The organism is Pectobacterium parmentieri, from assembly GCF_001742145.1.
Classification (GTDB): domain Bacteria; phylum Pseudomonadota; class Gammaproteobacteria; order Enterobacterales; family Enterobacteriaceae; genus Pectobacterium; species Pectobacterium parmentieri.
In genome coordinates, this window is sequence record NZ_CP015749.1 from 4,553,091 (window position 1) to 4,565,144 (window position 12,054).

General features: G+C 53.0%; 12 protein-coding genes. 9 read left to right on the forward strand and 3 right to left on the reverse strand.

Features of this window, described 5'->3' with window-relative positions; translation table 11 throughout:
* Positions 1 to 130 precede the first annotated feature (130 nt).
* The 6 genes from uvrD (at position 131) to A8F97_RS20725 (ending at position 6,099) form a co-directional block, all read left to right on the forward strand.
* Complete coding sequence (uvrD, locus tag A8F97_RS20705) at positions 131 to 2,293, forward strand: DNA helicase II (RefSeq protein WP_014701764.1); 2,163 nt, start codon at positions 131 to 133, stop codon at positions 2,291 to 2,293.
* Positions 2,294 to 2,379: 86 nt separating this feature from the next.
* Positions 2,380 to 2,640, forward strand: coding sequence for a DUF2645 family protein (locus A8F97_RS20710; RefSeq protein ID WP_157681929.1), 261 nt, complete (start codon positions 2,380 to 2,382; stop codon positions 2,638 to 2,640).
* A gap of 101 nt (positions 2,641 to 2,741) precedes the next feature.
* Positions 2,742 to 3,488 carry a cyclase family protein gene (locus A8F97_RS20715; protein ID WP_033072291.1) on the forward strand — a complete coding sequence of 249 codons (747 nt, stop codon included), beginning with the start codon at positions 2,742 to 2,744 and terminating at the stop codon, positions 3,486 to 3,488.
* Positions 3,489 to 3,678: 190 nt separating this feature from the next.
* Positions 3,679 to 3,735, forward strand: coding sequence for a YsgD/CorL family protein (ysgD, locus tag A8F97_RS25325; protein ID WP_349814568.1), 57 nt, complete (start codon positions 3,679 to 3,681; stop codon positions 3,733 to 3,735).
* A gap of 166 nt (positions 3,736 to 3,901) precedes the next feature.
* Complete coding sequence (gene corA, locus A8F97_RS20720; protein WP_014701761.1) at positions 3,902 to 4,852, forward strand: magnesium/cobalt transporter CorA; 951 nt, start codon at positions 3,902 to 3,904, stop codon at positions 4,850 to 4,852.
* 188 nt (positions 4,853 to 5,040) lie between these two features.
* Entirely contained in the window at positions 5,041 to 6,099 is a 1,059-nt protein-coding gene (locus A8F97_RS20725; protein WP_014701760.1) for an AbrB family transcriptional regulator, read from the forward strand.
* Here the strand turns inward: A8F97_RS20725 and rarD are convergent.
* A complete protein-coding gene (gene rarD / locus A8F97_RS20730; protein WP_014701759.1) occupies positions 6,065 to 6,994 on the reverse strand; it encodes an EamA family transporter RarD in 930 nt (309 codons plus the stop codon). The two genes, A8F97_RS20725 and rarD, sit on opposite strands and share 35 nt — an antisense overlap.
* Before the next feature lie 116 nt (positions 6,995 to 7,110).
* Positions 7,111 to 7,599, reverse strand: coding sequence for a thioesterase family protein (locus tag A8F97_RS20735; protein WP_014701758.1), 489 nt, complete (start codon positions 7,597 to 7,599; stop codon positions 7,111 to 7,113).
* A gap of 254 nt (positions 7,600 to 7,853) precedes the next feature.
* Here A8F97_RS20735 and pldA point away from each other — a divergent pair, with 254 nt between their 5' ends.
* From pldA to rhtC, 3 genes are all read left to right on the forward strand, one after another.
* The gene (pldA, locus tag A8F97_RS20740) at positions 7,854 to 8,720 is read left to right on the forward strand and encodes a phospholipase A (protein ID WP_014701757.1); all 867 of its coding nucleotides are present in this window, start codon (positions 7,854 to 7,856) and stop codon (positions 8,718 to 8,720) included.
* A gap of 82 nt (positions 8,721 to 8,802) precedes the next feature.
* Entirely contained in the window at positions 8,803 to 10,629 is a 1,827-nt protein-coding gene (recQ, locus tag A8F97_RS20745; RefSeq protein WP_014701756.1) for an ATP-dependent DNA helicase RecQ, read from the forward strand.
* A 42-nt stretch (positions 10,630 to 10,671) separates the two neighbouring features.
* Positions 10,672 to 11,295, forward strand: a complete 624-nt coding sequence (gene rhtC / locus A8F97_RS20750) for a threonine export protein RhtC (RefSeq protein WP_005969249.1) — start codon at positions 10,672 to 10,674, stop codon at positions 11,293 to 11,295.
* Between the two features lie 70 nt (positions 11,296 to 11,365).
* Here rhtC and rhtB read toward each other — a convergent pair whose 3' ends face one another.
* Entirely contained in the window at positions 11,366 to 11,986 is a 621-nt protein-coding gene (rhtB, locus tag A8F97_RS20755; protein WP_014701754.1) for a homoserine/homoserine lactone efflux protein, read from the reverse strand.
* Positions 11,987 to 12,054 lie beyond the last annotated feature (68 nt).

Sequence of the window (12,054 nt, forward strand, 5' to 3'; positions counted from 1 at the left end):
CTCCGGTTTTTGCGCGCTGTCCGTGTCCAAACTGGCCGCACCAATAACGCCTACTGGAATAGGCTCTACATCACCAGTGGAAACGCCCCTGATATGCGCGGTGTTTCCCGTCACCGGATAACCCGTACCTATGGACGTTTCTGATCTGCTCGATGGCCTCAACGACAAACAGCGTGCCGCGGTAGCCGCGCCGCGCAGCAATTTATTGGTGCTGGCGGGGGCAGGCAGCGGCAAGACTCGGGTACTGGTTCATCGCATTGCCTGGCTTTTGTCTGTTGAGAACTGTTCGCCGTACTCCATCATGGCGGTGACGTTTACCAACAAAGCCGCGGCAGAGATGCGTCATCGTATCAATCACTTGATTGGCACCAGTCAGGGTGGCATGTGGATTGGCACCTTCCACGGATTGGCACACCGTCTGCTGCGTGCACACCATATGGATGCCAACCTGCCGCAGGATTTCCAGATTCTGGACAGTGACGATCAGTTGCGCCTGCTGAAACGGCTGATTCGGGCGCTGAATCTGGACGAGAAACAGTGGCCGCCGCGTCAGGCGATGTGGTTCATCAACGGTAAAAAAGATGAAGGTTTACGTCCGCAGCACATTGAAAGCTACGGTAACCCTATCGAGCAAACGTGGCAGCGTGTATATCAGGCCTATCAGGAAGCATGCGATCGCGCCGGGCTGGTGGATTTCGCCGAACTGCTGCTGCGTGCGCATGAACTGTGGCTGAATAAGCCGCATGTGCTGAACCACTATCGTGAGCGTTTTACCAATATTCTGGTGGACGAATTTCAGGATACTAACCGTATTCAGTACGCCTGGATCCACATGCTGGCGGGCGATAGCGCCAAGGTCATGATCGTTGGGGATGACGATCAGTCAATTTACGGCTGGCGTGGTGCACAGGTCGAAAATATTCAACTGTTCCTGAAAGATTTTGCTGGTGCAGAAACGATCCGCCTGGAGCAGAACTATCGTTCGACCAGCAATATCCTGAAAGCGGCGAATGCCCTGATTGCCCACAACGGCGGGCGGCTTGGTAAGAACCTCTGGACGGACGGTGTTGAGGGCGAGCCCATTTCACTTTACTGCGCGTTCAATGAACTGGATGAGGCACGTTACGTCGTCAACCGAATTAAAGCCTGGCAGGAAAATGGTGGTGCGCTGAAAGATAACGCTATTCTTTACCGTAGCAACGCCCAGTCACGTGTGCTGGAAGAGGCGCTGTTACAGCAGAGTATGCCGTACCGCATCTACGGAGGAATGCGCTTCTTTGAGCGTCAGGAAATCAAAGATTCGCTGTCTTATCTGCGCCTGATCGCCAATCGTAACGATGATGCGGCGTTCGAGCGCGTGGTGAATACGCCGACGCGCGGTATTGGCGATCGCACGCTGGATGTCGTGCGTCAGACGGCGCGCGATCGCCAACTGACGCTGTGGCAAGCCACGCGGGCGCTGTTGCAGGAGAAGGTGCTGGCCGGGCGTGCGGCGGCATCGCTGCAACGCTTTATCGAATTGATCGATGCGCTGGCCTATGAAACCTCTGAACTGCCGCTGCATGTGCAGACCGACCGGGCGATTAAAGATTCTGGCCTGTGGAGCATGTACGAACAGGAAAAAGGCGAGAAAGGGCAGGCGCGGGTAGAAAACCTGGAGGAATTGGTGACGGCGACGCGTCAGTTCAGCTATCAGGAAGAAGATCAGGATCTGATGCCGCTTCAGGCGTTCCTGTCGCATGCTGCACTGGAAGCGGGTGAAGGTCAGGCTGATGCTAATCAGGACGCCGTGCAGCTTATGACGCTGCACTCGGCGAAAGGGTTGGAGTTCCCACAGGTATTTATCGTCGGAATGGAAGAAGGCATGTTCCCTAGCCAGATGTCGCTGGATGAAGGTGGGCGTCTGGAAGAAGAGCGTCGTCTGGCTTATGTCGGCGTCACGCGTGCGATGGAGAAACTGACAATAACCTACGCCGAGTCCCGTCGGTTATACGGTAAAGAAGCCTATCACCGACCGTCACGATTTGTCGGTGAACTGCCTGAAGAGTGTGTTGAAGAGGTGCGATTACGCGCCAGCGTCTCTCGCCCGGTTAACCACCAGCGTCTTGGCACACCGATAACGCAAAATGACAGCGGCTACAAGCTGGGGCAGCGGGTTCGCCATGCGAAATTCGGCGAAGGCACCATCGTGAATCTGGAAGGCAGCGGCGATCACGCCCGTCTTCAGGTCGCGTTTCAGGGGCAGGGTATTAAATGGCTAGTCGCCGCCTACGCCAGACTGGAAACGGTGTGATGATCATCTAGAGAATGAATGTGTATAAAAGTAGGCTGGTTGAAGTGCTATCTGTCATCGGCTATTTTCTTATGGCGTGTTTCTTTATGAATATTCTCAATATTGGAGAATATGATTGGATGTTACAGTCTGGGGAGTCCCTGTGTGATTTGCCGCTTGACGATGACACTAAAGATATCACCGCGCCGTTGTTGGTTACGGTGTTTGGGATACCGCTTTTAATTGCTTTAATTCGCGATGTCTTCTTAAAACATTTCTTCAAGGTAGCGGTTTATTTTCTTGGGCTGATTGCTGTGATTGGCTATTGGTGGTGGATTTTCTGGGAAAAATACAGCGCTTGTATTTAATCGCTATAACAATGATTTCTATAAAAGGATGAATGAGAAAAGGGTGTTAGACGCCGAGCGGAAATGGCCTGACAAACGGGATGCATTCATAATATTTCATGATGACGCTAGACCACATTATTGCTGAGTTACAGAAGAAAAAATGGGTCGATCTTACGCATACAATTACGGAGTCGATTCCTATTTTTGGCGCGTTTGAAGGCGTGTTGCAGCGCAAGACCTTATTTAATGTCGAAGATCACGGTTTTTATGCACAGGCCGTGACGTTTGCCACGCAGACGGGGACGCATATTGATGCACCTGGGCATTTTGTCGCGGGTAAGCGTTATCTGGATCGCATTGATAATAAAGAGTTGTTGCTGCCAATTGTGGTGCTTCATAAACAAGATGCTGTCGCGCGCGATCCCGATTATCGCCTTTCTGTCGACGATATTCTGGCGTTCGAGCGCGAACACGGGGAAATCGCCTCAGGAAGCTTCGTTGCATTTGCCAGCGGCTGGAGCACGCGCTGGCCTGATCTTGATGCCTTTGCGAATAAAGATGAGCAGGGAAACAGCCATACGCCGGGGTGGTCGCTTGAGGCGCTAACCTTCCTGTTTGACGAGCGCGGCATTAGCGCGGTAGGGCACGAAACGCTGGATACGGATTCCGCTGTTGATTTCCGTCGTAACAGCGGACTTATTGGCGAGTTCTTTGTACTGAATCAGAATGCCTGGCAGGTTGAGGTACTGAACAATCTGCATCAACTACCGCCTACCGGCGCTTATATTCACGTCAGCTACCCTAATTTCGCGGGTGCGCCCGGTTTCCCTGTCCGCGCCATCGCTTATTTACCGGATAACGCCTGACAGACAAACGCGGTTCCTTTCTTTAGATCGAGAAATCGCGTTTCTTATTGATTTTATAGATAAATTAATTGAAAAGGTCTTATCCATTTGACCAATATTTTACAGCGTGTTTCAGCCGCGGTTTTAAAGTTGAAGTCTTTTTCATCTCAGCGTAACATGCGCGCATCATTATTCTCGGAGGACTAACGCCTTGGACACACCCAGTCGATACTGGCTCACTAACCTGTTCATTAGGTACAACTTCTAAGGCTATCTTCCTCTGCTGATATCCTTCGTGGTTGTCAGCGATGCTGTTTTTGTCGCTATGAGTCAGATCCGTCGAACGGACTGAAACCTACCGGTGACACCTCACCTCCGTTTCTGTGCTTCAATCGCGTTATCCATCTCTGCTACTGAAAGGGGAGCTATGGCCCATGCTGAGCGCATTTAAACTGGATAATTGCCGTTTATCTCGTCTGGAATTGGATGACTCCGATGATCTCACTACGTCAATTTGGGTCGATTTGATCGAGCCGGAAGACGATGAGCGTGAGAAAGTACAAACCGAACTGGGGCAAAGCCTGGCAACCCGTCCGGAACTGGAAGACATTGAAGCGTCGGCACGTTTTTTTGAAGATGAAGACGGTCTACATATTCACTCTTTTTTCTTCTTCGAAGACGCGGAAGATCACGCGGGCAACTCTACCGTGGCGTTTACCATTCGCGATGGTCGCTTGTATACCTTGCGCGAGCGTGAGCTTCCCGCATTCCGCCTGTATCGCATGCGTGCTCGTAACCAAACGCTGGTAGACGGTAATGCTTATGAACTGTTGCTCGATCTCTTTGAGACTAAAATTGAGCAGTTGGCGGATGAAATCGAGAACATCTACAGCGATCTGGAATCGCTGAGCCGCATCATTATGGAAGGGCGTCAGGGCGACGAGTACGATGATGCATTGTCTACGCTGGCGGAACTGGAAGACGTGGGCTGGAAGGTTCGCCTGTGTTTGATGGATACTCAACGTGCGTTGAATTTTCTGGTGCGTAAAGCCCGCTTGCCGTCCGGCCAGTTGGAGCAGGCGCGTGAAATTCTGCGCGATATCGAATCTCTGCTGCCGCACAACGAATCGCTGTTCCAGAAGGTTAACTTTTTGATGCAGGCGGCGATGGGCTTTATCAACATCGAACAGAGCCGGATTATCAAGATCTTCTCGGTGGTATCCGTGGTGTTCCTGCCGCCGACGCTGGTGGCGTCCAGCTACGGGATGAACTTTGAGTTTATGCCGGAACTGAGGTGGTCGTTTGGCTATCCGGGGGCAATTGTACTGATGATCCTCGCCGGACTGGCACCGTACCTCTACTTTAAACGTAAAAACTGGCTCTAAGCTTTCACCGATGCGCCTGACGGAGATTAACCATCAGGCGTATCGTGTTTCTTCTCTTCGCTGCAAAATTCCTTTCCTGCTTGATAGTTTGCGACCTTACTATTCCTGTTTATTCTCCCGTTATTCTGTTTAGAATGGTGAACCGCTTTTCCATTCTTACTCTCTATTATTAAATACAGGTCGTGTACATGAAAGGCATGTCGCCTTGGGGGCAATGGGGGATCCTGCTGTCGGTATCATTATCTCTGGGGTTCGGGCTACAGGTGTACCATGTCCCCGCCGCGTTGTTGCTGGGGCCGATGATGGTCGGCGTCGTCATGGGGTTAAATGGTGCCACGATCCGTATCCCGCCCGTCGGCTTTGCGGGTAGTAATGCCGTTCTGGGCTGTCTGGTTGCACAAAGCCTGTCTTTTTCTATCCTGACGCCTTTGCTGAACGAATGGCCGCTGGTGCTGTTTATTCTGCTGGCGACGCTGGCTGCCAGCGGATTATCTGGCTGGCTACTGGTCAAATTTAGCGAATTGCCCGGAACGACCGGAACCTGGGGAGCATCACCGGGCGGCGCATCCGCGATGGTCGCCATGTCTGGCGAGTTCGGCGCGGATGTGCGACTGGTTGCCTTCATGCAATATTTGCGGGTGCTGATGGTGACGGCCTCTGCGGCGTTCGTGGCACGCCTGAGTTTGGGGGATGATGCAGCGGAAAACAGTGCCATGCTCGTGTGGTTCCCTGCGTTGGACTGGCGTTTTCTCGCGACGCTCGGTGTGGCATTCGGTAGTGCCTGGTTAGCAAGACGCTTGCGTATTCCCTCTGGGGCGTTACTGGGGCCGATGATTATCGGTTCGATGCTGCATGCCAGCGGTACATTACAACTGCAAACGCCGGAATGGTTGCTGGCATTGGCTTATGCCGTGATTGGGTGGAGCGTGGGTTTATGCTTCACTCGCCCGATCTTTTTGCTGGCGATCCGCACCTTACCGCACATGATGGCGTCGATTGTCGGGCTGATGCTGCTGTGTGGTGGAATGGCATGGATGGTGACGAAAATGATACCGGTGGATATGCTGACCGCTTTTCTGGCGACCAGCCCCGGCGGGCTGGATTCGATTGCGATTATTGCCGCAGGCAGTCGGGTCGATATGGCGTTTGTGATTGCCATGCAGACGCTGCGGCTGTTTTCGACGCTGTTGTGCAGCCCGATCTTATCGCGTTTTATTTCCCGTCGTGTTGAGGCTGGGACGCTGTAGCTGGCGTGCGCCGTAGCTTACGCTGCGTATAAAGCGCATCCAGAATGAACAGCACCAGCGCACCCCAGATGAAGGCGAAGGTAATCAACTTGTCGCTGCTGAATGTTTCACCGTAGAACACCACCGCTAGTATGAACATGATGGTGGGGCCGAGATACTGGAAAAAGCCGAGCGTTGACAGGCGCAAGCGCATGGCCGCCGAGGTAAAGAAAAGCAGCGGTACGGTGGTGACGATACCTGCCGAAAGCAGTAGCAAATTCAGCGTCCAGGGGTTAGCCGTCAGATGACTGCTCGGTGTGTCGGCAATAAAAAACAGGTACACGACGGCGACTGGAAGCAGCCATAGCGTTTCGATCAGCATGCCGGTTTGCCCATCGATGCCAATCTTTTTACGCAGCAGTCCGTATAACGCGAAGCTGAATGCCAGACCGAGCGCGATAACCGGCAGCGAGCCGAATGTCCACAGTTGAACCAGTACGCCAGTCACGGCAAGCAGCACGGCCAGCCATTGCAGGCGGCGAAAGCGTTCGCCCAGAAAGATCATGCCCAGCATGACGTTGACCAGCGGGTTGATGAAATACCCCAAACTGGCTTCCAGCATGTGATGGTTGTTGACCGCCCAGATATACAACAGCCAGTTCCCGCCGATAAGTACTGCCGTTAATGCCAGCAAAAACAGATGCTTGATATTGCGGCAGGCATAGCTCACCTGACGCCATTTCCGGCCAACCGTCAGCAGGATCAGCATAAAGAAGAATGACCAGATAATACGGTGCGTCAGTATTTCATTGGGTGGAACGTGCTCAAGCAGCTTGAAGTAAACGGGAGCAATTCCCCAAATGAAATACGCACCGAGGGCGAAAAAGATCCCCTCACGGGTTTGTTGCGCGTTCATGGGTAACTCGATAAGGACGGCGGGAAAACGCTAAGTCTACCCAAAACTGTGAGCGCTTTCACGTAAAGTGTTTATTATTCGGCTTGCCCGCGACAGATGTTCGTCAACGATAAACGCTATCCGACAATATAGGTTGCGGTGGCACTGGCTAGATGCGAACCCTGCTCGTTATGCAACTCGGCGCGCGCGACAGCGATTTTATTACCACCGCGCAGCAGCGTGCTGGTAATGGTGAAGTGCTCCCCGTAGCCCGGACGCAGATAATCGACCCTCATATCAATGGTTCCCATGCGTGCAAGTCGGTGATGAAACTCCTGATCGCTGATCGTCTCATGGCGCAGCAGCGTGTTGCCGACGCACACCAATCCGGCTGCGACGTCCAACCCGGCGGCGATCACGCCACCATGCAGAATCTTTTGTGCCGCATTGCCGATGAGCTTATCTTGCCGAGCGAACACCAAGACGGCTTTGTCGGCGTCAAACTGCTGTAACTCAAGGCCAAGCTCGATGTTGAACGGCATCTTGTAAATGAAAATCTCGCCGACGAGCTGGCGCACGGTCTCTCTGGTTAAGGTCGTTCCCTGAAATGATGGTACGTCAGCCATAGTCGTTTCCCGCTCGGATAAGAGATACGCAATAAATGTGTTTTATTTGACGCTGGAAAGTTATGTAGATGTTTATTTTATGCGTTGATTTTGTTTCTTTCCAGAAAAGGCGGATAAACATGGGAACGGTAATTCAAACGTCGCTGAACTGTGTAGAATGGCGGGCTTGCATTGTGAAAATACCCATCACTTATTGGTTAACATGGGTGTTAGTTAAAACGAACGCCGGTTAAAACATATGTCGGAGAAAATGAATGCGTAAGAGAGTTCTCGTCCTGGCAGCATTACTAATGGCACAGGTTCATGCAGAAGACAAAACCAACGCGCCTGCGCCAAACCAACCGGCGGTTCGTGGCAGTATTATTGCCAGCCTGTTGCAGGAACACGATACCCCGTTTGTTCTCTATCCTTACGAAAGTAATTACATACTGTATACCTATACCAGCAACATCAATAAAACGGCGATACAGAGCTATAACTGGGGTGATGAAGCACGTAAAGATGAAGTGCATTTCCAGCTCAGTCTGGGTTTCCCGATCTGGCGTGGCATTTTGGGTGATAACTCGCTGCTGGGCGCGTCTTATACCCAGCGCTCCTGGTGGCAGTTGTCTAATAAAAGCGAGTCCTCTCCATTCCGTGAAACTGATTATGAGCCACAAGTTTTCTTGGGTTGGGCAACCAATTACACATTAGCAGGCTGGACGCTGCGGGATGTGGAAATGGGGTTTAATCACCAGTCTAATGGCCGATCCGAACCGACATCCCGCAGTTGGAACCGCGCTTATGCGCGTCTGATGGCGCAAAACGGCAACTGGCAGGTTGAGGTGAAGCCGTGGGTGCGTTTTTCCGACAGCGAAGACGATAACCCGGATATCACCAAATACATGGGCCATTACCGTTTACGCGTCGGCTATGTATGGGGCGACAGCGTGTTTAGCGCGGAAGGGCGTTATAACTGGAACAGCGGCTACGGCGGCGGCGAACTGGGCTGGAGCTATCCGCTGACGCGCCATGTTCGTTTCTACACCAAGGTCTTCAGCGGCTATGGTGAATCCCTGATTGATTACAACCATCGTCAGACCCGCTTCGGTGTTGGGGTGACGCTGAACGACATGTTCTAACGATCGTGTGATTTAGCGATTGCAGTTTTACCCGACGGCGCTGAAAATAGCGCCTGTTTGATTTCATTGAATTGGGGAAGGCGTGTCTACGGCGGAAGTATTGAATAAGGAAGCGCTGGCGGTTCAGGTTCTACGGGACACGTTCGGCTACCAGCAATTCCGACCGGGTCAGCAGGAAATTATCAGCGCGACGCTCAGTGGGCAGGACTGTCTGGTCATTATGCCGACAGGCGGCGGTAAATCGCTATGCTACCAGATCCCCGCGCTGGTGATGGACGGGCTGACGCTGGTGGTGTCTCCGCTGATTTCGTTGATGAAAGATCAGGTCGATCAGCTTCAGGCCTACGGTGTTTCGGCCGCTTGTCTCAATTCGACGCAGACGCGCGAACAGCAGCTTGAGGTAATGGCTGGCTGTCGTACCGGCCAGATCAAACTGCTTTATATCGCGCCGGAACGTCTGACAACGGACAGTTTCCTCGATCATCTCGCCCACTGGCAGATTTCACTGATCGCGGTGGATGAAGCGCACTGCATTTCCCAATGGGGACACGATTTCCGTCCTGAATACCGGGCGCTGGGGCAGATTAAACAGCGTTTTCCCCACCTTCCTTTTATTGCACTGACGGCCACCGCCGATGAGACCACACGGAACGATATTGTTCGCCTGTTGGATCTTCAGTCCCCGCTGATTCAGATCAGCAGTTTTGACCGCCCAAATATTCGCTACACGCTGGTGGAGAAATTCAAACCGCTCGACCAGCTCTGGATGTTCGTGCAGGGGCAGCGGGGGAAAAGTGGCATTATCTACTGTAATAGCCGTTCCCGCGTGGAAGACATCAGCGCACGTTTGCAGGCTCGTGGGCTGAGCGCAGGGGCGTATCACGCCGGGTTGGACAATGAACGGCGTGCTCAAGTGCAGGAAGCGTTCCTGCGTGACGATCTTCAAGTGGTGGTCGCAACCGTTGCATTTGGTATGGGTATCAACAAGCCTAACGTGCGGTTCGTGGTGCATTTTGATATTCCGCGCAACATCGAATCCTACTATCAGGAAACGGGGCGTGCCGGGCGTGATGGCCTCGCTGCCGAAGCTGCACTGTTCTACGATCCGGCAGATATGGCATGGCTGCGTCGCTGTCTGGAAGAGAAACCTGCCGGGCCGCAGTTGGATATTGAACGTCATAAGCTCAATGCGATGGGCGCGTTTGCCGAGGCGCAGACCTGCCGTCGTCTGGTGTTACTGAACTATTTCGGTGAGGGACGCCAAGAGGCCTGCGGAAACTGCGATATTTGTCTCGATCCGCCGAAGCGTTACGACGGGCTGGTTGAGGCGCAAAAGGCACTTTCTTGCGTATACCGAGTCGGGCAGCGTTTTGGTCTGGGGTATATCGTCGAGGTATTACGCGGTGCGAATAACCAGCGTATTCGTGATTTCGGTCATGACAAACTGCCGGTCTACGGTATTGGTAAGGATAAATCGCAGGAGCATTGGGTCAGCGTGCTGCGCCAGTTGATTCATCTGGGTTTGCTGAACCAGAACATTACGATGCACTCCGCCGTACAGCTTACCGAATCTGCGCGTCCGGTATTGCGGGGAGAAATGCCGTTGCAACTGGCCGTGCCGCGTGTGATTAACCTGAAACCCCGTGCTAATCAAAAATCTTACGGCGGAAATTACGACCGTAAGCTGTTTGCCAAATTGCGTAAATTGCGCAAGTCCATTGCGGACGAAGACAATATTCCACCTTACGTGGTGTTCAGCGATGCCACGCTGCTGGAGATGGCGGAAATGATGCCGATCACGGCGGGTGAGTTGCTGAATATCAACGGGGTCGGCCACCGCAAACTTGAACGATTCGGTGCGCCTTTCATGAACATGATCCGCGATCATGTCGATAATGATGATGAGTGACGCTCGCCTTATCTGATTGCATTTAAAAACAGGAAAACCAACATGCTGATGCTATTTCTGACGGTGGCGCTGGTGCATTTCATTGCGCTGATGAGCCCGGGACCAGATTTCTTTTTCGTTTCACAAACGGCGGCTAGCCGTTCGCGCCGCGAAGCGATGATGGGCGTGTTGGGTATTTCTCTGGGCGTTGTGGTCTGGGCGGCTATCGCGCTGCTGGGGCTGCACCTGCTGCTGCAAAAAATGGCCTGGCTGCATACGGCAATTACCGTCGGCGGCGGGCTGTATCTGTGCTGGATGGGCTGGCAGATGCTGCGCTCGGCACGGCGTAAAGCGCAGTTGGAAACTACGCAGGAAACGGCCGTGGTATTGCCGCAGCGTGGTAAAACCTTCATGCGTGGGCTGCTGACGAATTTGGCTAATCCAAAGGCGCTGATCTATTTTGGCAGCGTGTTTTCGCTGTTTGTTGGTGACAGCGTTGGCAGCGGGGCGCGTTGGGGGCTGTTTGCGCTGATCTCGATTGAAACGCTGATCTGGTTCAGTTTGGTTGCGATGGTTTTTGCCCTACCGACCATACGTCGTGGCTATCAGCGTCTGGCGAAATGGGTAGATGGTGTGGCGGGCGTGTTGTTTACCGGTTTTGGCTTGCACCTGATTTTCTCTCGCTAACTGTTCTTCCTGAGCGTTCCCGCAGGAGAAACAACAGCGCGCCGTGATTCGATACGGCGCGCTGCCTTCATCAGGCCTTTCTCGCTGTGGCGAGTAATGCGCCGACTAGCACGAATAGCGATCCAAATATCCGGTTGAGTGTTTTCATCTGCCGTGGACCTTTCAGCCACCCAGCGATACGCGTGGCTAGCGTGGCGTAGCCAATCATCACGATAATATCGACCACAACTGTGGTGATGCCCAATACCAGATACTGTGCGGCCTGTGGTTGATGGGGGATGATGAACTGCGGAAACAGCGCTGCCAGAAACACAATACTTTTCGGGTTGGTCAGGTTGACCAATATCGCACGTTTAAACAGCTTACGACGCGGCATGGCGCTGGCAAGCGCCTGAAGGTCGAGTGCGCCAGCGGCGCGCCACTGCTGAATACCTAACCAAATCAGATACGCTGCGCCCAGCCATTTCAACACATCGAAAGCCAGCACGGACTGGTTAAGCAATGCGCCTAACCCGATGCCGACCAGCACGATATGAATCGCCAGCCCGACCTGCAAGCCACAGATGGAGGCCGCTGCGCCGCGATAGCCGTGGCTGATGCCAGTGCTCATGGTATTGATGGCACCCGAACCGGGCGACAGACTGAGAATAAGCGTTGTGAGTAAGTAGGTTAACCACCAATCCAATGTCATGAAATACGGCTCCTGAACCACGTTCTGTATTACGAGAGTCTGTTTGTTTTTTATGTCACAATACGCTC